The sequence below is a fragment of the Prauserella shujinwangii genome (genome assembly GCF_003001955.1).
GTDB classification, from domain to species: domain Bacteria; phylum Actinomycetota; class Actinomycetes; order Mycobacteriales; family Pseudonocardiaceae; genus Qaidamihabitans; species Qaidamihabitans shujinwangii.
The window spans coordinates 246434-266043 of sequence record NZ_PVNH01000002.1 but is presented as its reverse complement, the minus strand read 5'-3'; the positions used below and the strand labels follow the sequence as shown (position 1 = coordinate 266043).

Here is a 19610-nt window from a genome sequence, read left to right as displayed (position 1 = left end):
GTCAGCTCCGTTTCCCGAGTCTATGGGAGTACCCATGTCCGACACCGTGCTCGTCCGCGCGGCGGCAGCCGAGGTTCGCTCCGACGCGCCCGGCAGCCTCATCACGCTGCTGGCCGAGTCACCGGCGTTCACCGCCAACCGCGCCACGCTCGACGCGGGCGTGGTCGGCACGCCCGCGCACTTCCACACCCGCGCGACCGAGCTCTTCCTGGTCCTCGGCGGCTCGCTGCAGGTGCTGACCGGAGACGAGCTGCACACGCTGGACGAGGGCGACTTCCTCGCCGTGCCACCGCACGTGCCACACGCCTTCGGCCCCGCGGCGGGATCCTCCGCCGACGTGCTGGTGGCGTTCACGCCCGGGATGGACCGGTTCGGTTACTACCGGCTGCTGGACCGGGTCGCCCGCGGGGAGGCCGACCCGAAGGAGATCGGCGAGTCCGGGGCTCGCTACGACAACCACTACGTGGACAGCCCGGTCTGGTCGCGCGCCCGGGCCACGAGCGCGAGCCGCTGACCGGGCGCGGGGGTCACGAACCGGACTGGCCGGTGCCGCGGCCGGTGCGCTGTTTCAGCTCGTCGATCAGCTCGGAGGCCTGCGCCTTGGTGAGCTCGTCCGGCACCTCCTCGCCGGCTTCCTGGGCGAGTGTGTGCAGGTAGGAACGCTGGGGGCCGGTCATCGGCTCGTCCGCGGTGACCCAGTCGCCGCGGTCCTTCTCCGGGTTCTGGAAGCCCTGTTCCTCGCTCATGGCACACCTTTCGTCGAGCGTGTGTTCGATTCCGTGGTACCCCGTGCGGCGGACGGTTATACGTGGCGCGCACACAGCCGGGCGGACCGGAAAGTGGGGTCGCGGACCACAGTCACGGACGGTTCTCCGCTTCTAACCTTGGCCCGCCGGAATGACCGTCGTCGCCTCAGCGTGGAGGTATCGTCATGTCCGTTCGCCGCCTGACCGTCGCCGTCCCCGCCGCGCTGGTCGCTCTCCTCGCCACCGTGCTGTCCCTGGTTCTGGTTCCGCGCAGCGCCGGTGCCGCCACGATCGAGGAGGTGACCGGCTTCGGTTCGAACCCCGGCAACCTGCGGATGTTCCGCTACGTGCCGGACGGGCTGGCCAGCGGCCGCCCGGTCGTCGTCGCGATGCACGGCTGTACCCAGAACGCGTCCGGCTACGCCGCCGGAACCGGCTGGCCCGAGCTGGCCGACCGGTGGCGGTTCGCGGTCGTGTTCCCGCAGCAGCGGTCCGCCAACAACGCCAACGGCTGCTTCAACTGGTTCGAGCCAGGCGATACGCGCCGGGGCGGCGGGGAGGCGTTGTCCCTCACGCAGATGGTGGACCGGACCAGGCAGGACATCGGCTCCACCGAGGCGTTCGCCACGGGGCTGTCCGCGGGTGGTGCGATGACCGCCGTCCTGCTGGCCACCTACCCCGACGTGTTCGCCGGCGGTGGCGTGGTGGCCGGGTTGCCCTACGGGTGCGCCGACTCGGTGGTGTCGGCCTACAACTGCATGAGCCCGGGCGTCGACCGGACCCCGCGGCAGTGGGGAGATCTGGTCCGGGCCGCCGCGTCCCACGGCGGGTCCCCGCCCAGGGTCTCGATCTGGCACGGCAGCGCCGACACGACCGTGCGCCCGGGGAACGCGACCGAGTTGGTCGAGCAGTGGACCGACGTCGCGGGCACCGACCAGACACCCGAGGTCAGCGACACCGTCGCAGGCCACCCGCACCGGGTCTACGGCGGCACGGTGGAGTACTTCGAGATCACCGGCATGAACCATGGCCAGCCGGTCGACCCGGGATCGGGGGCGGACCAGTGCGGCACCGCGGGTGCGTACCTGCTCGATGTCGACGTCTGCTCGGCCTATCACATCGCCCGGTTCTGGGGTCTCGACGACGGGCAGGCCCCGCCGTCGACGACCACGCCGGGTGACCCGCCGCCATACCGCGACACCGCGGAGGGCACCCCGACCGAGCACTACCTGGCGCAGCGCGTGGACGTCGGCGAGTACAACACCCTGGGCGCCCGGTACGGCTACAACACCCTCGTCACGCTCTACCTGTGCGGGGCCGACTGGACCGACAAACCCGACTGCGCGCCGATCTGACCCCGCCGCGGGAGCGGCCGTGCAGAATCGGTTCGACGGAGACGCGGGGTTCATGGGCACGTGCCGGTGCGCGCCGGGGTCGCGCCAGGCGGGGCGCGGGGTCTGCTCGGCCGGATCACCCTGCTCGGCACCGACGAAAGCGACGGGACGACACGGGTGATCGGCTAACCGCGCCGCGCCATCGCCTCGATGCCCGCGAGCAGCAGGTCGAGGCCGAACGCGAAGTAGCCCTCCGGGTCCTCGCACTCGCTCAGCGGCTCCGCCGCCTCCACCAGGCGCGGGTAGCGGTCCGGCGGCAGCGATCCCAGGAAGACCCGGGCCTGCCGCCGGGTCTCCCGCTGCTCCGCGGTCTCCTCGGGCAGTCCAGGGCCAGCGACCTCGGCGACGAGGTGGGTGAGGGTGCTCAGCGCGTGCCGGGCGACCTGTGTCGCCTCGGCAGGGGAGAACCCTCCGCGCCGCAGGATCTCCAGCAGGGTCTCGGTCGTGCGGAGGCTGCTCGCGGAGGCCGTGCTGCGGGTCGAGACCAGGGGGGCGACCGCGGGATGGGCGCGGAGCACGTCGACGATCGACGTCAGGAGCGCCCGCAGCTGCTCGGGCCACGGGGCGGCGCCGGGCACCGCCGGGTCGATCTCGTCGTGGAGGCGGTCGACCATGCCGTCCAGCAGTTCGTCCTTGGTGCGGAAGTGCCAGTAGAGCGCCATCGGCGTCACGCGCAGTTCCCTGGCCAGCCGCCGGATCGTGACGGCCGGGAGTCCTTCCGAATCCGCGAGGGCGAGCGCCGCCTCGACCACCGCGCGGGGCGTGAGGGGTGTCCGCTCGGGGTCCGCCGCGGCTCGGCGTCGATCGGGAGCCATGCCTGCGGATTGTACGCCGTACAGGAACGAATGTACGGTGTACATGTACGTTGTACAGTCCAGCTGTGGGAGGTGGCGATGGGCCTGAAGACGTGGTTCTACCGTGGCGGGCGGCCCAACCGGGTGGCGCGCGTTCTCGACCGGGCGACGGCCGCGCTCTACGGCCGCGGGATCGCCCCGGATCGCCTCGTCCAGCTCGAGGTGCCCGGCAGGCGGTCCGGCCGGACCGTCGCCGTGCCGCTGGTCATGGCCGTCGTCGAGAACGAGCGCTACCTCGTCGCCATGCTGGGCGAGCGGGCGAACTGGGTGCGCAACGTGCGAGCCGCGGCCGGTGACGTCACGATCCGGCACGGCCGGCGAGAGGACGTCCACCTGGACGAGGTGGCGCCCGCGGACCGGGCCCGCGTGCTCAAGGCCTACCTGCGGCGAGCGCCCAACGCCAGGGCGCACCTGCCCGTGGACAAGGACGCGCCGATCGCCGAGTTCGAGCGCGTGGCGCCCGCGTACCCCGTGTTCCGGGTCAGGTCGAGGCACGTGGCCGCCGAGGATCCTCGACCGTGAGTGAGCAACGTGGTTGTCACCACGAAGCACGCTCACGAGCGGTGGCTCGCACGGTGCCGCGGAGGGTCAGTGGACGCTCTTCTCCTTCCGCCGCTTCTCCTCCAGTGCGATCACCTCGTCGAGGTCCGGCTGGGGCATCGCCTCGGCGGGGGCGCCGAGTTGCCGGGAGATGCGGGCGCCTGTCCGCAGCATCTGGGTGAGCACGACCGGGCACCTGTCGGGGGACAACCGGCCCCGCGGCGCGGAGATGTGCACGGCCGCGACCACAGCTCCGTTCGCGTCCATGATCGGGGTGGCCAGTCCGATGATGCCCTCGACGCTTTCTCCATCGCTCACGCTGTAGGCGCGAGACTGGATGGCGACGTACTCCTCCCTGAGGAACTCCCGGTTCGTCAGCGTGTACGGGGTCAACGGTTCGAGTCGGGGGGCGGTCAGCGTCGCGCTCTGGAGCTCGGGATCGAACGCGGCGATCAGCTTGCCGACCGCGGAGGCGTGCAGCGGCCGCCCCCCGCCGAGCTGGATCACGACCGACAGCAGCTGGGAAGCCTCGTATCGATCCGCGTACACGACCTCGTCGCCGCTGCGCACGGCGAGGTAGGTGTTCTCGTTGACCTCCTCGCAGAGCTCGATCAGGTACGGACGTGCGACCTGACGCAGCTTCACCGAATCCACAATCGACAATGCCAGCCCGATCGATCTCGGGCCCAGCGCGTAGCTGCGCTGGCCGACAAGCCGGACGGCGCCCAGTTCGAGGAGTGCCTGGAGCAGGTCGTGTGTGCTGCTCATCGGCAGCCCCAGATCGTCGCTGAGGTGTTTGACGCTGCGGCCATCGTGGTGGTTGGCGAGGTAGCCGAGCACAGCGAAGGCCCGATCAAGCCGTGCGGGGTTCACGAGGGTCAGGGTAGTCCAGCCGGGCGGAGGATTCCCCGACCAGGCCTGGCCTTCCACATCGAAAACACGTAGCATAATCCGCATGTACGAATCCTTGTCGGCAGTGGGTCAGGCTGGCCGGTCGGCCCGTGAAGAGCTACCGCTCGCTGATATCCACGTCCTCGACGCGACGAACTGGCTGGGAGCGTACGCGGGCAGGTTGCTCTCGGATCTCGGAGCGATCGTCACCCGGATCGAGAACCCGGAAGGGGTTCCGGAGCGAACGGCCGGCCCGCTTCTGCCGGGCGGCACCAGCGCCACGTTCGCCTTCACCGAGGCGGGGAAGCGGAGCGTGGTCCTGGATCCGGCCGACCCGGACTACCGGAACCGGCTCCTCGCCATGCTCGGCGGCACTGACATTCTGCTGACCAGCGAGGGACCCGAGGCGCTGGCCGAGCGAGGGCTGGGGCCGGAGGTGCTGCGCGGGCAGCCGCGGTTGATCCACCTCGCCATGAGCCCGTTCGGCCTGGACGGACCGTATGCGAACCGGCCGGCGACGGACCTCACCGTGCTGGCGGCCGGTGGTCTGCTCTCGCTCGCGGGAGACCCCGATCGGGAGCCGGTGCGGCCGGCCCCACCGCAGAGTTCCGTGGCGACCTCACTGCATGCCGTGGTCGGTGTGCTCCTCGCCCTGCTCGTCCGGGATGAGACCGGCCTCGGCCAGGTGGTCGACGTATCCGCGCAGGAATCGGTGGCGCATTCGCTCGAGAACGCCGTTCAGTACGTCGATCTCGAAGGCGTGGTGCGCCGCCGGGTTGGCAACGCGCCCACGGAGGCGGGTACCGGTCTGTTCACCTGCCGGGACGGTTGGGTGTACCTGGTATGCGGACTCGGCGGCCGGCCACTCGGCTGGGATGGCCTCGTCACGTGGCTCGAGGCCGAGGGAGTCACGGCCGCGAGCGAGCTGCGTGACCCGCGATGGTCCGATTTCCGGTGGCGGCGGACCGCGCAGGCCGTGGCGGTGTTCCGCGAGCTGTTCGAGGGGTTCGCCGCCGGCCTGGGCAAGCGGGAACTCTACGAGGCGGGGCAGCGGTACGGGGTGAGCATCGCCCCGGTGTCCACTCCGGAGGATCTGCTGGACAATCCTCAGCTCACCGAACGTGGCTTCTTCCGGCCGATCGAGGTGGACGGCGATTCCATCCTCTTTCCCGGGCCGCCCTACCGCTTCGCCGGACTCGACGTCGGTCCCCGAGGCGGGCCGCCCCGCCTCGGGGACCTCGGCTAGCTCACCGGGCGGGGCGGGCGTAGAGGCTCTTCCCTCCGCACACGTAGAGCACCTGTCCGGTCACCGCCGCACTGGCGGGAGAGGCGAAGAAGCGGGCCGCCCACGCGACGTCGTCCGGTGACCCCAAGGTTCCGGTGGGCTGTGCGGCCATCAGCCGCTGCATGACTTCGGGCGGTTCCGCGCGGAGCAGCGGAGTGTCGATCAGACCCGGCGCCAGGCAGTTGACGGTGACGCCGTACCTGGCCAGCTCGATCGCGAGGGATCGGGTCGCCGACACGACGCCACCCTTCGACGAGGCGTAGGCCAACTGCCCGAACCAGCCCAGCCACGCCCGGGACGCGATGTTGATGATGCGTCCTTGGCGCCGGGGCACCATCGACCGTGCCGCGGCCTGCGCGCACAGGAAGACACCGGTGAGGTTGATGTCCAGCGTCCGCTGCCATTCCTCGTCGGTGATCCGGCGGACTCCGCGATCGATGCTGATTCCCGCGTTGTTGACCAGTACGTCGACCGGACCGAGCGCCGACTCGGTCTCGGCGAACAGATCGTCCACAGCCGAGCGGGAAGCGACATCGACCGGCAGTGCGACAGCGGTCCCTCCCCGCGCCGCGATGCTCTTGGCGGCCTGTTCGGCTCGCTCCAGTACGAGATCGCTCACGACCACGCTCGCACCGCTGTTCGCGAGTTCCCCGGCGATCGCGAGCCCGATTCCGCTACCCGCTCCGGTCACGACACAGACCTTGCCGTCCAGATGATGCATGACTGGCCCCTTCTCACACGGAGAGACTGGAGAGCAGGCTCGTGCCGCCACAGCAGTAGAGAACCTGTCCGGTGATGTAGTGACTGCGCGGGTGCAGGAAGAACGCCACGACGTTCGCGACGTCCTCGGCGGTGACGGGCTCCGGCGTGAGTTCGGACGGTTCGGCGGACGCGTCCGAGGTGCGCTCATCCCGCAACGCGCTGGATCTCGGCGGGAAGGCCGCGACCACGTTCACGGTTGTTCCCTTCGGCGCGAGCCGGAGAGCCAGGCTGCGGGCGGCGGAAACGAGCGCGCCGCCCGCAGCGGCGAGCTCCGGCCTCGTCGACCAGCCGAGTTGGTCGCGTGTGCTCACGACGACGATGCGCGACATGTGGTGCCGCTGAGACTCCGCCAGGAACTCGTCCACCACCCGGTTCGGTGGGACCACCGGTGGGTCGTCGAGGAGCCCGGGGTCGAAGACGAGCGCGTCCGGGTCACGGCTGGCCGCTGCTTCCACCGCCCACCCCTGGGCCCGCAGACGAGCGCGGATGGCCGCCCCCGTGACACTGCCCTCCGGGGTCACGACGACCCGCCCTACCGCATCTGCCATGTGTCGGTCCTTCAGTCTGAGGTGAGAATGTGGACGGCGCAGGCACCGTTGTCGACGCCGTAGATGCCCCCGCCGGTGACGTGCGTCAAGCCGACCGATGCGGCCGGTACCTGCAGCCGGCCCGCTTGCCCGGTGAGCTGCCAGTAGGTCTCGCACACCTGGACGACACCCGTCGCCCCGACCGGATGGCCCCGGGAGAGCAGCCCACCGCTGGGGCTGACGGCGACCCTGCCGTCCCGATCGAACTCCCCGTCGGCGATGGCGCGGTGGGCCTTGCCCCTGGCGGCGATGCCGAGCGCCTCGGCGTGGAGCAGCTCGGCGATGCTGAACGCGTCGTGGAGTTCGACGAGGTCGAGATCGCTGGGACGTACGCCCGCCATCTCGTAGGCGGCTTCCGCGGTGCGAGCCGTGATGTCCGGCCATGTCATGTCGCGGTACGACGTGTGGAACCGGCCGGACCGGACAACGCTGGCACGTATCCGCACGGTGGGCGTGCCGATCTCCCTCGCCAGGTCGCTGGAGCAGACCAACACCGCCGCGGCACCGTCGCTGTTGGGGCAGCAGTGCAGAAGGCGGAGCGGATCCGCCACCGGCCGCGAGTTCTCGACCTGGTCGGCACTGACCTCCGCCTGGAAGTGCGCCCGCGGATTCGCCGCGCCGTTGCGCCGGTTCTTGATCGACACCATCGTGAGGTCCGCCTCGGTCGCGCCGAAATCGTGCAGGTGCCGTTGCGCTCGCATCGCGTAGGCGGCAGGCATGACGAGGCCAAGTTCGATCTCGATGTCGTTCGTGGTCAGCGGCAGGGCGCCACCGCCGAACCCCGACAGGTTCTCGGTGCCGAACGCGACAGCGCAGTCGGCGGCTCCGGAGGCGACCGCCTGCCATGCCAGGTGCAGGGCGGACGCGCCGCTCGCACAGGCGTTCTCGACGGTGTACACGGGTTGACCGGAGACACCCACGCGTTGCAGCACGCGCTGCGCGAGGAGGGAGCCGCCGTAGCTGGAGCCGCAGTAGCCGACGTCGATCAGGTCGGGCCCGATGCTGGTTGTCGTCAGGAGCCGTGTGACGGCGTCGTACCCGAGGTCGGCCGCGGTCTTCCCGCGGCTCTTGCCGAACGGGTGTACCGCGGCACCGGCGATATGGACCTCTCTCATGCGACTTCTCCATCGGTACGGGGCACCGCGACGTACGACCACAACGCGCCGGTGCCGTCCGCGCCGACCTCACCGAGTACGAGGACGACCGGAGTACCTGGGGCGAGTGGCCGAACGGAACGCGTGTGGGCGAGCAGACGTATGTCTTCGACGTCGACATAGGACAGCGCGTACGGCGTGGGAAACGCACCGGCGCCGATGTGGACAGTTGTCGATGCGTAGACCGTTCCCTGCCCGCTGATCCGGTCTCCATCGACTCTCGTGCCGCCACACCGCGAGCACTGTTCCCGAGCGGGGAACCAGCTGCTCGCACAGTCCAGGCACCGGGTGATCAGCAAGGACACCTGGTCGCCCTCGATGTCGACCCGGTCTGCGCCGATCACGCGTAGTGGGCTGGTCATGGTTGTCTCCGTCCGTTCTCATCGGCCGTGGTAGTGGGGTGTCCGCCGGTCCGTGAACGCGGCCCTGCCCTCGATCCGGTCCTCGGTGTCCCTGAGCACACCCCACAGCAGTTGCTCCATGGCGATGGACTGACTCAGCGGGAGGTCACCGGTGCGCATCGCGAGTGTCTTGAGGCTCATGACGGCGAGCGGACCGTTGGCGCACAGGCGCCGGGCGAGGGCGAGCGCTGTTTCCACGAGCTCGCCGGGTGGCACGACGTCACTCACCAGGCCGACTCGGTGTGCCTCCCGCGCGTCGATGCGGTCTCCGGTCAGGATCATCTTCATCGCGACCGCACGCGGGATGGATCGCAGCAGGTTCGAAACCCCGCCCACGGCGGGCACGCTCGCCCAGCGGGCCTCCGGAAGGCCGAAGGTCGCGTTCCGGCTGGCGATCCGCAGATCGCAGTCGAGCGCGAGTTCCAGGCCCGCGCCGAGTGCGTGGCCGTTCACCGCCGCGATGAGGGGCTTGGGAATACGCAGCTCACTGAGAGTGATGGCCCGGACGTACATGCCGTCGCCGATGCTCTCCTCGTGCGGCGCGAAATAGGAACTGGCGAACGATCCCGAGGCCGGCGTCGTGCGCTTCAGGTCGGCGCCGGTGCAGAACGCGCGGTCCCCACTGCCGGTCAGCACGGCCACGAGCAGGTGGGGATCATCCCGGAAGCGCCGCAGGGCCTCGTTGAGCCCACGCATGGAGGCGACGTCGAGTGCGTTGAGCGCTTCGGGACGGTTGATCCGAATGAGCAACGTGCGGTCGTCGATCTCGCAGTCGATGGTCATGTCAGCCTACGACTCCCTGTTCGGCGAGGCGGTCGTACTCGGTGTCGGCCACGCCGAGCAGTTCCGTGCAGACGGCGCGGGTGTCGGCCCCGAGCAGCGGGGCCGGCGAGCGAAGCGACCCGGGAGTGCGTGAGAGGCGATACGGGATGCCGTCGTAGACGCACGCACCCATCTCCGGGTGCCGCAAGGAAACCCAGTGACCGCGTGCGGCCAGTTGGGGATCGCTGTACAAGAGGTATGCGGCATCGGCGACGAGCGCAGCGGGAACGCCGGCCTCGGCGAGCGTGTCGGCGAGCTTCTCGGCGTCCCAGTCGAGCACCGTCTGCCGCAGTGATTCGCTGAGTCGCGCGGACGCGGCTCGTCGGCCTCCGGCTGAGGTGAGGGCGGGGTCGTCGGCCCAGCTCGGTCGGCCCAGTGCGGTGACCAGTCCGTGCCAGTGCTCGTCGGTGACCACGGCGATGGCACACCATCGGTCCTCGCCTGCGCAGGGGAACACGCCGTGCGGAGCGGCCAGGTCGTCATCGTTCCCGCGTCTGCCGACGGGACGGCCGGCGGATGCGGCGACCAGGTCGGGACCGATGGCGTTGAGAGTCGACTCGAGCTGGGACAGCTCGATGTGCTGGCCGTGCCCGGTACGGCGCCGTCGTCGCAACGCCACGAGCACCGCGATCGCCGCATGCAGCGGGTTGGGAACGTGGTCCGGGTAGTTCGTGCCCGTGCCGACGGGCGGCCGGTCGGGATAACCGCTCTGGGCCAGCAGTCCGCCGGCGGCGCCGATGGAGAGCCCGAAGCCACGGTGGTCCCGGTGCGGTCCCGTGTTGCCCTGCATGGGCATGTCGAGGTAGACGATGTCGGGCCGGACGGCCCTGGCCGACTCGTAACCCAGGCCCAGCCGGTCCATGGTTCCCGGTGTGAAGTTGTTGGCGACGACGTCGCTGACGCTGATGAGGCGCAGGGCGAGCTCGCGGCCCTCGGGGCTCCGGAGGTCAAGACAGACGGAGCGTTTGCTCGAGTTGCGGTTCGCGAAGTAGCCGCTGCGGTTGACGCCGGGCTCACCTTCCGCGAACGGCGCCATGCCGCGGATCACGTCCGTCTTCACCCGTGACTCGATCTTGATCACGTCCGCACCGTGGTCCGCCAACGGCTTTGTCATGAACGGCCCGGCACCGACCCAGGTGAAGTCGGCAACGCGGACGCCTCGCAAGGGCAGGAAGTCGCCTGACAACGGTCCTCCTAGCTTCGTGTACTCGAAACATACTACGTATATACGAAGCTTGGCTAGCGGTTGACAACTCAGGGGGCCACGCAGATGCTTAAACGATCCGTAACAGCGGATGGTTATTCGAACACTCGGAGATCCGCTCGTAGGCGGATGCGCAAGGCGAGGAGGCGGTACCAACGATGTGGACTGCGCTGGGCATGCGAACCGGAGGTCGGTGATGGGTCGCGACTGGCCGAGGATGCTCATTCTCGATGACTGGGAGGGGCAGATACGCAAAGCCGCGGGGACCGACCGGCTGCGAGAGCTCGCCGACGTCACCGTGCTCGACGGCCCGCTCGCGGACGTCCCGGACCGGGAACTGGCCGACGTCCGGATAGTGCTGGCCGTCCGCGAGCGGACTCGCTTCGACGCCGCGACGCTGGATCGCCTGCCGAAACTGGAGCTCATCCTGCAGACCGGAGGCCACGCCTATCACATCGACGCCGACGAGGCCGCCAGGCGAGGGATCGTGGTTCCGCTGTGGCGGAGTCACGACGCGTGCGAGGCCGCGATGCGGGAGCTGACGTTCGGACTGATGATCGCCGCGTTGCGGAACTTCCCGCTCGCCGGGCAGGCCATGCGGGACGGTCAGTGGCCGGGAATCCTCGGCGGGACGCTCCGCGGCCGCAGACTGGGGATACTCGGGATGGGTCTGCAGGGTGCGGCGGTCGCACGCCTGGCCAAGGCCTTCGACATGGACGTGGTCGCCTGGGCTCGCTCCGGCGCGCGGGCGGAGCCCGCTGACGGCGTGCCGAGACTGCCCATGGACGAATTGCTGGCCACCTCGGACATCGTGAGCGTCCATCTGAGGCTCTCGGAGGAGTCTCGCGGACTGCTCGACGGGGCGAAGCTCAAGGCGATGAAGCCCGGATCGGTGCTGGTGAACACCGCACGCGGCGCGATCGTCGATCAGGACGCGCTCGTCGACGCCCTCCGGCACGGCCCGCTGCGTGCGGCGGGGCTGGACGTGTTCGCCGAGGAGCCGCTGCCCGCGGACTCACCGTTGCGCACGTTGCCGAACGTCGTGCTGACTCCGCACATCGGCTGGACGGTGCGCGAAGCGTTCGCCGAGTTCGCGGAGGGTGCTGCCGGCCAGCTCGAGGACTACCTCGAGTTCCGGTTGAGCCCCGGCGAGCTCGCGTTCCCACCGGGACCGCGAGGATCCCGAGACGTCGTTGGCGGGGTGGACATGGCATGAGGCTGGAACGACACGACCACTGGATCCGCGGAGCCCTGGTGGCTCCGTCTTCCGGCGAGTACCTTCCCACGATCGATCCGATGACCGCCGAGCCGTGGGCGGAGATCGCGCGCGGCGGCGCGGACGACGTCGACCGTGCCGTCACCGCCGCGCATGAGGCGTTCGGCGCGTGGCGGCGTGTCGGCCCGAGTGCCAGAGCCGAAGTGCTGTGGAAACTCGGCGATCTGATCGCCGAGCACGCCGACGAGCTGGCCGGGCTCGAGTCACGTGATGCGGGCAAGGTGATTCGCGAGGTGCGTGGCCAGCAGGTGGCCTTGCGGAACTGGTACCACTACTACGCGACCCTGGCCCATCACCGGGAAGGCAGGCAGGTTCCGCACGACAGTGAGTCGATGCTGGCGGTGACCGTTCGGGAGCCCTACGGCGTCATCGGCGTCATCCCGGCTTTCAACTCGCCCATGATGCTCGGCGCGATGGGACTGGCCCCGGCGCTGGCCGCGGGAAACACCGTCGTGGTGAAGCCACCGGAAGTGAACGCGCTGTCGCTTCTCCTGCTCGGTCGGCTCGCGAAGGAGGCCGGTCTTCCGGATGGCTGCCTCAACATCGTGCACGGTTACGGTCACGAGGCGGGCGACGCGCTCGTCGGTCACCCGCTGGCGCGCAAGATCTTCTTCACCGGTGGTCCGGAGTCCGCCCGCGCCGTCACGAAGCGGGCCGCGTCCGGACTCAAGCCGACCGTGCTGGAGCTCGGCGGCAAGTCGGCCAACATCTTCTTCGAGGACGTCGACGTGGACAAGGTCGTCAACGGCGTTCTCGCCGGCATCTTCGCCGCGGCCGGGCAGACCTGCGTGGCCGGTTCCCGCCTCCTCGCGCACCACCGCATCGCCGATCAGCTGGTGAAGGCGATAGCCGAGCGGGCCAGGCAGATCCGGCTCGGTGATCCCACCTCGGCGGCCACCGAGATGGGGCCACTGTCGCAGGAGAAGATCCTCACCGGTGTGCGAAGCCGTGTCGACGAGGCGATCGGTGAGGGTGCCGAACTGGTGGTGGGCGGGCCCGGCGCGCGGATTCCGGACCGGGGGTGGTTCTACGCGCCCACCGTCCTGGACCACGTCACCAACGACATGTCGGTGGCGCGCAACGAGCTGTTCGGGCCGGTTCTCTCGGTGATCCGGTTCGGCGACGAGGAGGAGGCAGTCTCCATCGCGAACGACTCGCCGTTCGGTCTGGCGGGCGGGGTGTGGACGGCGGACCTGCGGCGTGCCCACCGGGTCGCACGCAGTCTCGAAGCGGGAACCGTGTGGGTCAACACCTACCGGGCACTGCACTACGGCACTCCGTTCGGCGGCACCAAGAACAGCGGTTACGGCCGGGAGAACGGAATCGACGGCTTCGCGGAGTTCACCCAGCCCAAGTCCATCTGGTTCGAGTCCAGTGCGGAACCGATGGCCGATCCCTTCGTCCTGCGCTGACACGCCAACTCGTCCCCACCTTGCCCTTGTCAATGGCGACAAAGGAGACAGCCATGCAACCCACGCAAAACTACGACCTCGTCGTGATCGGTTCCGGCGCCGCGGGGCTTGCCGCGGCTCTGAGCTTCGCAGAGGCCACCGCCGAACGCCCGAGCCCGGCCCGCGTCGCCCTGCTCGAGCGATCGCCGGAATCCGAACGCGGCGGGGCGACCCGGTGGACCGGCGCATTCCTGCGCATCACCGAGGAGCGCAAGCTCGACCCGGACTGGCCCGACCACGTCAAACGAGTGTCGGGCGGCCTTTCCGACTACGACTACTGCAAAACGCTGGAACGCGAGGTTCCCGCGACCCTGAAGTTCATCGAGGAACACGGCGTCGAACTGGTGTTCAACGAGTTTCCCATCGCTCACACCTTCGACGGTGGGACCGCGCGGATGACGCCACCCGGAAACCCGAAGGGCGGCGGTGCGGCGATCGTCTCCACGCTGTCGGCGGCACTCGATCGGCACAACAACGTCGACGTGTACTTCGAGACGGAGGCCGTGCGGCTGGCGACCACGGACGACGGAGCGGTGAACGGCGTCGTGGTCCGAGGCAACGACGGTCGGCTGAAGCTGCTCGGTAGTCAGGCGGTGGTGCTCGCCTGTGGCGGCTTCGAGGGGAACCCGGAGATGCTCACGCGCTACCTCGGGAACCAGGCGTGCGACCTGCCGCTCATCGCGCCGGGCATCGCGTACAACCGGGGTGACGGAATCCGGATGGCGACCGAGGTGGGTGCGGACACCGCGGGACAGTTCGACATGATCCACGCCGAGCCGGTCGACCGGCGTACGACGTCCGCCGACGCCGTGTTGTACGGCTACATCGGCGGGATCTTCGTCAACGGCAAGGCGGAGCGCTTCTTCGACGAGGGCAAGGACACCTGGGACAACACGTTCGAGCTGGTCGGATACGAGATCTGGCGGCACCAGAACCAGGAGGCGTACTGGATCGCGGACGCCAAGACACTGGCGATTCCCGGGATCGAAAACGCCCTGCTCAGTGACGTTCCGCCGGAACAGGCGGATTCGCTGAGCGAGCTCGCCCGGAAGCTCGGCCTGGAACCGGAGGCGGTCGAGAAGACGGTCGCCGAGTTCAACGCCGCGACCGGGCCCGGCGAGTTCGACCACACCCGCATGGACGGCAAGAGCACGATCGGGCTCGTGCCGCCGAAGAGCAACTGGGCCGTTCCGCTGGACACTCCACCGTTCATCGGCATTCCGCTGACCGCGGCGATCTGCTTCACCTACGGCGGAGTCCGCACCGATGTCGACGCCAGGGTGGTGACCCCTGCGGGCATCCCGGTTCCCGGGTTGTACGCGGCTGGGGAGATCACCGGGCTCTTCTACCACGAGTATCCGCCGGCCACGTCAGTGCTCCGCTCACTCACGTTCGGCCGCATCGCCGGAAGCCACGCGGCGGCGCAGCTGTCGTAACGAATCCGCCTGCCGGAGGGGCCGGGCACCGTTGACGGTGCCCGGCCCCTTTCCGTTCTGCCATAGGGCGATCCGATGGCTGCCACGAGACCTACGTCTTGGACTCGGCCGGGAGTGCCGCCCTAATCTAATGAAGTGACCTTGTTGACCAAGGTTCACCATCCGGTCAGCGAATGTCGAAAGAAGCCGCCTTACGCATTCTGCGGCTGTTTCCGCGATGGCGCGGTCCATTCGCCCACTCAACTCGCGAACATCCGATCGAGGAGCATGCGTGATCAGGACGAGACTGACCGAATTGCTTGGGATCCAGTATCCAGTCGTCTCCGCTCCCATGGGCGCCGTCGCCGGGGGCCGCCTGGCCTCGGCCGTCACGGCCGCGGGCGGGCTGGGGCTCGTTGGCGTCAGCTACGGCGATCCGGCTTTCGTCGAACGTGAGATGCCTTTGGCAGCCGAGGGTGGAGGTGTCTGGGGAGCGGGCTGCGTGATGTTCACCTTCGATGATCGGCCGGGTCTGTGGGACAGGGTGCTCGATTTCGCACCTCCGGTCGTCGCATTGTCGTTCGGCGACGACAGCCAGGTTCGGCGCTATGTCCGCCAGGCAAGGGACGCGGGCTCGCACGTCGCGGTGCAGGTACATGACCTCGGTCAGGCGGTGACGGCGGTCGACGCGGGTGCCACCATGGTGATAGCCCAGGGTGCCGAAGCCGGCGGCCATCACAAGGAACGTGCTTCGCTGCCGCTGATTCCGGCTGTAGTCGACCGAGTGGGCGATGCGGTGCCCGTCATCGCGGCAGGCGGTGTCTGCGACGGGCGAGGTCTCGCGGCGTGTCTCGCGCTGGGGGCCGACGGGGTCATGCTCGGCACGAGGTTCGTGGCGACGGACGAGTCCCTCGCCAGTCCTGGTACGGTGCGCGTTCTCTTGCGCGCCGGTGCCGCGGACACCGTGGTGACCAGGGTGTTCGACATCGTGCGTGGTATCCCGTGGGACCACCGTTATCGGGCACGCGCGGTGGCGAATGACTTCACCCGTCGCTGGACGGGACGCGAGGCGGAATTGTCGGCCAGACGTGCCGAACTCGAATCGTCGTGGTCGAGGGCGGTCGAAGAAGACGACGTGACACAGCGTCAGATGCTCGCGGGTGAGGTCGTCGATCTGGTTTCCGACGTGCGGCCCGCGGGTGCCGTCGTGCGAGACATCGTCGGCGAAGCGATGGCCGTACTGCACAGGCTGAGCAGTGGCGAGACGGCGACAAACCTGATCCACGCGGGGGAATCGTGATCCACATCCTGCGTGTCGAGTACCGCGCTCCGCGTGTCGTGCTGGAGGATCGGCTGGCCGATCACCGGGAATGGCTACGAAAGAATTTTGACAACGGCAATTTCCTCGTAGCGGGTCCTACGCGAGACGGACAGGGTGCGGTCATCGTCACGGCCGACCTCGCGGAGGAAACGATCGGGGAGCTCATTTCTGCGGATCCTTGGCAGGCGGCGGGTCTGGTCGACTACCAGACCACCGCGTTCGCAGCTGCTCACATCAGTCCCGGTGTGGTCACGTGCGGTAACGCGCCCGATCCCGTCCTACTCATCAACGTGGCGACCACGCAGGACGCCCCCCGAACACTGAGCTTTCTGGGGGACGCCGTCCAGTACGTCGCGGAAACGGCGGACGGGTTCCGTGGGTCGCGGCTACTCGCTAGCGTGGAACAGGACACCGTGGTCAATTTCGCCGCGTGGGACAGCGAGAAACAGTTTGCCGCGATCTTCGAAGACGAGGAATTCGTGCGGCGCTACCGCGAATTCGCGCAAACCACGGACAGTGCCCGCTACCGGCTGTACCGAACGAAGAAGATTTTCAGTCCGCGCAGATAGTTACCAGACCGAGCGCAACGACGAGCTCGACAGCATTCTACTTACCGAAAGAATGGTATCGATGAATATCGTCAATATTGATGTTACGCTTCGTGACGGTGGATATCGAAATGGCTTCGAATTTCCGCTCGACTATGCCATCGAGCACGCCAAACTCAGTGTCGAGTCGGGATTCGATTGGATCGAGATCGCTTACCGAAAAGGTTCGTTCGCGCCGATACCCACCTTGGGGCTGACGGGGCGCGGTGATGACGACTACATCTCGGCGGTCGCGAATGAGATCGGTGCGGACCGCGTCTGCGTGATTCTCCATCCGAAGAACATCGACCGCGACGATCTGCCGGCGATGCACCGAGCCGGGGCGCGTCTCGTGCGGGTCTGTCTTCCCTCGGATGATCCCGATCCCGGCCTGGCTTGCATTCGCCAGGCGAAGGATCTCGGTTTCACGGTGTCGGCCAACCTGACCAGAGTCAGTCGGTTGCCCGCGCGACGTGTGGTGGAACTGGCCGCGGCCAGCTCGGACGCCGGATGTGACGTCGTCTACCTCGCGGACTCGAATGGAAGCCTGGCACCCTCCGAGATCGCCGAACTCGTCGCTGCCACGAAGGCAGTGGTCGAAGGCGGTGTTGGGCTGCATGCACACAACAATCTCGGACTGGCTCTGGCGAACGCGATCAGTGCCATCGACGCCGGAGCGACCTGGATCGACTCGGCGGTCCAAGGTATGGGCAAAGGTCCAGGCAACCTCATCGCCGAGCAGTGGCTGGCCTACCTCGATCGCTCGGGTGTCGCCGGACCACGTGTTCAACTCGGTCCGGCCCTCGAGCTGGCTGATCTGCTCCTGTGCTCGATCCCGGAGTCCAAGCCGTCGCTGCCGTTGCCCGATCTCGTACTCGGGCAGTTCGACCTCTCGGTGGAGCATCGCAAGAGCGTCGCTCGAAATCACCGGACGAGTCTCGCCACCGCTCGGGAGCTCGCGAGCCGGGGTGGAGGAACGTCGCACGCCGGGTCTGGCACACGCGACCTGGCCGGGGCCGGTTTCCGGTGAACAGAGTCCTCGAGCTGAGGTCCGCGGCCTTCCTGCCGGAGGCCGCTGGACCTCAGCGGCTGGCGTTGGTCTTGTCCCCGGTGCTTCCGGAATGGGACGGTGGTGCGTTCTTCCGGCCCATAGTCCGGCTGCTGACGAAGTCTGGATTCAGTGTGTTCGTCGTTGACGCGTTGGCCCCGTGGGACGAGTCCGTTTCGGGCTTTCCCGAAATGGTGGCACGGTGGCGGACGCTGCTCAGCGCCTTCCGGCCGTTCAACTTGCTCTGTGGGAACGCGTTCGGAGGCGCGTTGGCTCAGGCCTTGCTCCCCTCCGTCGCGCCTTCCACCGCCGCCCTGCTGGTCTCAGGTCCCGGGCGTACGGACCCGGATCTGGATCGGCGGCTGGAGGCGATCGCCAGCGCGACGGAGTCACACGGCCTGCATCGTGGCCTTTCGTTGCTGGCGGAGTACGTCGGCCCGGATGGTGTTTCTACGCAGCCGCCGGAAACCACAGGGTTCACCGGTGACCGTGGACACGATTGTGCGGCACGCCGGCTGAGCGCGGGGATGCGGCTCTTGCGGCACGTCGATGTCACCGACTGCGTCGGCAACCATCCGGGGCCCGTGCTGAACGTGGTCGGGGCACGATCGCTGCTCGTCGGTCCGCGCCATGTCGCGGCATCCGCATCCGCCCGGCATCGGGTGTTCGTGGAACCGGACAGCGGTATGCGACCGCACCTGCATCGTTCCGAAACTGTGGCGGCCGCCGTGCGTCGCTTCCTCCGAGAGGAGGGTCTGCTGTGAAAAGCGTCGCGGTTCTGCCTGGTGACGGTATCGGTCCGGAAGTCGTCTCCGCAGCCCTTTCCGTGCTGGACCGACTTGATCTCCCGTTGCTTCTTCGTTTCGGCGACATCGGGTGGGAATGCTGGAAGCAGGAGGGAAACCCGGTTCCCGAGCGGACCTGGCGCCTCCTCGAGGAGACGGACACGTGTCTCCTCGGAGCGGTCACGAGCAAGCCGCTGCGGGAGGCCGAGGTCGAACTCGCGGGTCGGCTCCGCGGCCAGGGACTGGAATTCATCTCACCGGTGGTGCAGCTGCGCCAGCGGTTACGCCTGTTCGCCAACATTCGACCCGTCACGGACCTGAAACATGGGCGATTCAATTTCGTGGTGATCCGGGAGAACACGGAAGGCCTCTACGCCGGGCTCGATTTCCATGGGATTCAAGATCCTCTGTGGAAAGAGGTGCGCGATCATCCCAACGCTGCGGAATCGGGTCCGGCCTCGACAAGTGTGACACTGCGATTGCAGACGTCAACCGGAATGGACAGGATCCTGCGCTTCGGCTTCGAGTACGCACGGCGCCACGGATACTCCTCGCTGACCGTTGCGGACAAACCCAATGTGTTGCGGCAGAGCGGTAACCATCTCCGGGAGCGGCTGGAGCGGGTCGGGGCAGACTATCCCGATATCGGCGCGGAGATTCTCAATGTCGACGCCGTCGCGCTCTGGATGGTGCGACGTCCGGAGCGATTCGGGGTCATCGTCGCCGAGAACATGTTCGGTGACATTCTTTCCGATCTCGGAGCCGGTGTGATGGGAGGACTCGGCCTGGCGCCGAGCGGCAACGTAGGGGACCACGGAAGCTACTTCGAGCCGGTGCATGGCAGCGCACCGGGCATGGCAGGGCAGGGTAGGGCGAACCCGGTCGCCACATTGCTGACGGTCGCGCTCCTCCTCGACCATCTTGAGCTCGCCGTGCCGGCTCGACAGTTGCGGGATGCCGTGCACGCCGTCGTGCTGCGGCGCACCGCGGTCACCTACGACCTGGGTGGAAACGCCAGCACATCACAAGCGGCCGAGTCGGTCGCGGACCAGCTGTCGTCGATTCAGGCGGTGAAGGGGTGAAGTCA

The 19610-nt window shown here is 68.3% G+C and carries 21 protein-coding genes; 12 read left to right on the top strand and 9 right to left on the bottom strand.

Annotated elements, in window-relative coordinates; all coding sequences use genetic code 11:
• The first annotated feature begins 34 nt into the window (after positions 1-34).
• Positions 35-514, top strand: a complete 480-nt coding sequence (locus B0I33_RS04540; protein ID WP_106177251.1) for a cupin domain-containing protein — start codon at positions 35-37, stop codon at positions 512-514.
• Positions 515-527: 13 nt separating this feature from the next.
• Here B0I33_RS04540 and B0I33_RS04535 read toward each other — a convergent pair whose 3' ends face one another.
• Positions 528-746, bottom strand: a complete 219-nt coding sequence (locus B0I33_RS04535) for a DUF3072 domain-containing protein (protein ID WP_106177250.1) — start codon at positions 744-746, stop codon at positions 528-530.
• A 185-nt stretch (positions 747-931) separates the two neighbouring features.
• Between B0I33_RS04535 and B0I33_RS04530 the strand changes: the two genes are divergently transcribed.
• Positions 932-2101, top strand: a complete 1170-nt coding sequence (locus tag B0I33_RS04530; RefSeq protein WP_106177249.1) for an extracellular catalytic domain type 1 short-chain-length polyhydroxyalkanoate depolymerase — start codon at positions 932-934, stop codon at positions 2099-2101.
• 164 nt (positions 2102-2265) lie between these two features.
• Here the strand turns inward: B0I33_RS04530 and B0I33_RS04525 are convergent, their stop codons facing one another.
• Positions 2266-2955: a TetR/AcrR family transcriptional regulator gene (locus B0I33_RS04525; RefSeq protein WP_106177248.1), complete on the bottom strand. Its 690-nt coding sequence runs from the start codon at positions 2953-2955 to the stop codon at positions 2266-2268.
• Positions 2956-3033: 78 nt separating this feature from the next.
• Here B0I33_RS04525 and B0I33_RS04520 point away from each other — a divergent pair, with 78 nt between their 5' ends.
• The gene (locus B0I33_RS04520) at positions 3034-3516 is read left to right on the top strand and encodes a nitroreductase/quinone reductase family protein (RefSeq protein ID WP_106177247.1); all 483 of its coding nucleotides are present in this window, start codon (positions 3034-3036) and stop codon (positions 3514-3516) included.
• 66 nt (positions 3517-3582) lie between these two features.
• Here the strand turns inward: B0I33_RS04520 and B0I33_RS04515 are convergent, their stop codons facing one another.
• Complete coding sequence (locus B0I33_RS04515) at positions 3583-4407, bottom strand: IclR family transcriptional regulator (protein WP_181193179.1); 825 nt, start codon at positions 4405-4407, stop codon at positions 3583-3585.
• 82 nt (positions 4408-4489) lie between these two features.
• Between B0I33_RS04515 and B0I33_RS04510 the strand changes: the two genes are divergently transcribed.
• Positions 4490-5671, top strand: coding sequence for a CaiB/BaiF CoA transferase family protein (locus tag B0I33_RS04510; protein WP_106177245.1), 1182 nt, complete (start codon positions 4490-4492; stop codon positions 5669-5671).
• 1 nt (position 5672) lies between these two features.
• On the opposite strand, the gene B0I33_RS04505 is transcribed toward B0I33_RS04510, so the two are convergent.
• The 6 genes from B0I33_RS04505 to B0I33_RS04480 are packed head-to-tail and all read right to left on the bottom strand — an operon-like array spanning position 5673 to position 10601.
• Positions 5673-6431 (bottom strand): SDR family NAD(P)-dependent oxidoreductase, encoded by a 759-nt coding sequence (locus B0I33_RS04505; protein WP_106177244.1) that lies wholly within the window; start codon positions 6429-6431, stop codon positions 5673-5675.
• Between the two features lie 13 nt (positions 6432-6444).
• A complete protein-coding gene (locus tag B0I33_RS04500; RefSeq protein ID WP_106177243.1) occupies positions 6445-7020 on the bottom strand; it encodes an SDR family oxidoreductase in 576 nt (191 codons plus the stop codon).
• Between the two features lie 11 nt (positions 7021-7031).
• Entirely contained in the window at positions 7032-8174 is a 1143-nt protein-coding gene (locus B0I33_RS04495) for a thiolase family protein (protein WP_106177242.1), read from the bottom strand.
• On the bottom strand, positions 8171-8557 hold the full coding sequence (locus tag B0I33_RS04490; RefSeq protein WP_181193178.1) for a Zn-ribbon domain-containing OB-fold protein: 387 nt from the start codon (positions 8555-8557) through the stop codon (positions 8171-8173). The genes B0I33_RS04495 and B0I33_RS04490 overlap by 4 nt, the downstream gene beginning before the upstream one ends.
• 36 nt (positions 8558-8593) lie before the next feature.
• Complete coding sequence (locus B0I33_RS04485) at positions 8594-9397, bottom strand: enoyl-CoA hydratase/isomerase family protein (protein WP_106177240.1); 804 nt, start codon at positions 9395-9397, stop codon at positions 8594-8596.
• Position 9398: 1 nt separating this feature from the next.
• Complete coding sequence (locus tag B0I33_RS04480) at positions 9399-10601, bottom strand: CaiB/BaiF CoA transferase family protein (RefSeq protein ID WP_281259345.1); 1203 nt, start codon at positions 10599-10601, stop codon at positions 9399-9401.
• A gap of 256 nt (positions 10602-10857) precedes the next feature.
• On the opposite strand from B0I33_RS04480, the gene B0I33_RS04475 reads away from it, so the two are divergent.
• From B0I33_RS04475 to B0I33_RS04440, 8 genes are all read left to right on the top strand, one after another.
• On the top strand, positions 10858-11856 hold the full coding sequence (locus tag B0I33_RS04475) for an NAD(P)-dependent oxidoreductase (RefSeq protein WP_181193177.1): 999 nt from the start codon (positions 10858-10860) through the stop codon (positions 11854-11856).
• Positions 11857-11894: 38 nt separating this feature from the next.
• Positions 11895-13328 (top strand): aldehyde dehydrogenase, encoded by a 1434-nt coding sequence (locus tag B0I33_RS04470; protein ID WP_219927133.1) that lies wholly within the window; start codon positions 11895-11897, stop codon positions 13326-13328.
• Positions 13329-13381: 53 nt separating this feature from the next.
• Positions 13382-14803, top strand: coding sequence for an FAD-binding protein (locus tag B0I33_RS04465; protein WP_106177237.1), 1422 nt, complete (start codon positions 13382-13384; stop codon positions 14801-14803).
• Positions 14804-15074: 271 nt separating this feature from the next.
• Entirely contained in the window at positions 15075-16082 is a 1008-nt protein-coding gene (locus B0I33_RS04460) for an NAD(P)H-dependent flavin oxidoreductase (RefSeq protein ID WP_219927132.1), read from the top strand.
• Positions 16079-16672, top strand: a complete 594-nt coding sequence (locus tag B0I33_RS04455; protein WP_106177235.1) for a YciI family protein — start codon at positions 16079-16081, stop codon at positions 16670-16672. Before B0I33_RS04460 ends, B0I33_RS04455 begins: the two co-directional genes overlap by 4 nt.
• A 61-nt stretch (positions 16673-16733) precedes the next feature.
• Positions 16734-17720 (top strand): beta/alpha barrel domain-containing protein, encoded by a 987-nt coding sequence (locus tag B0I33_RS04450; RefSeq protein ID WP_181193176.1) that lies wholly within the window; start codon positions 16734-16736, stop codon positions 17718-17720.
• Between the two features lie 80 nt (positions 17721-17800).
• Positions 17801-18502: an alpha/beta fold hydrolase gene (locus B0I33_RS04445; RefSeq protein WP_146147453.1), complete on the top strand. Its 702-nt coding sequence runs from the start codon at positions 17801-17803 to the stop codon at positions 18500-18502.
• Positions 18499-19605, top strand: a complete 1107-nt coding sequence (locus B0I33_RS04440; protein WP_106177232.1) for an isocitrate/isopropylmalate dehydrogenase family protein — start codon at positions 18499-18501, stop codon at positions 19603-19605. The genes B0I33_RS04445 and B0I33_RS04440 overlap by 4 nt, the downstream gene beginning before the upstream one ends.
• Positions 19606-19610: the final 5 nt, after the last annotated feature.

Coding starts and splice junctions, on each gene's coding strand:
- B0I33_RS04535 (WP_106177250.1), bottom strand. CDS start 746: ATGAGCGAGGAACAGGGCTTCCAGAACCCGGAGAAGGACCGCGGCGAC.
- B0I33_RS04465 (WP_106177237.1), top strand. CDS start 13,382: ATGCAACCCACGCAAAACTACGACCTCGTCGTGATCGGTTCCGGCGCC.
- B0I33_RS04520 (WP_106177247.1), top strand. CDS start 3,034: ATGGGCCTGAAGACGTGGTTCTACCGTGGCGGGCGGCCCAACCGGGTG.
- B0I33_RS04450 (WP_181193176.1), top strand. CDS start 16,734: ATGAATATCGTCAATATTGATGTTACGCTTCGTGACGGTGGATATCGA.
- B0I33_RS04485 (WP_106177240.1), bottom strand. CDS start 9,397: ATGACCATCGACTGCGAGATCGACGACCGCACGTTGCTCATTCGGATC.
- B0I33_RS04505 (WP_106177244.1), bottom strand. CDS start 6,431: ATGCATCATCTGGACGGCAAGGTCTGTGTCGTGACCGGAGCGGGTAGC.
- B0I33_RS04525 (WP_106177248.1), bottom strand. CDS start 2,955: ATGGCTCCCGATCGACGCCGAGCCGCGGCGGACCCCGAGCGGACACCC.
- B0I33_RS04530 (WP_106177249.1), top strand. CDS start 932: ATGTCCGTTCGCCGCCTGACCGTCGCCGTCCCCGCCGCGCTGGTCGCT.
- B0I33_RS04510 (WP_106177245.1), top strand. CDS start 4,490: ATGTACGAATCCTTGTCGGCAGTGGGTCAGGCTGGCCGGTCGGCCCGT.
- B0I33_RS04540 (WP_106177251.1), top strand. CDS start 35: ATGTCCGACACCGTGCTCGTCCGCGCGGCGGCAGCCGAGGTTCGCTCC.
- B0I33_RS04500 (WP_106177243.1), bottom strand. CDS start 7,020: ATGGCAGATGCGGTAGGGCGGGTCGTCGTGACCCCGGAGGGCAGTGTC.
- B0I33_RS04475 (WP_181193177.1), top strand. CDS start 10,858: ATGCTCATTCTCGATGACTGGGAGGGGCAGATACGCAAAGCCGCGGGG.
- B0I33_RS04495 (WP_106177242.1), bottom strand. CDS start 8,174: ATGAGAGAGGTCCATATCGCCGGTGCCGCGGTACACCCGTTCGGCAAG.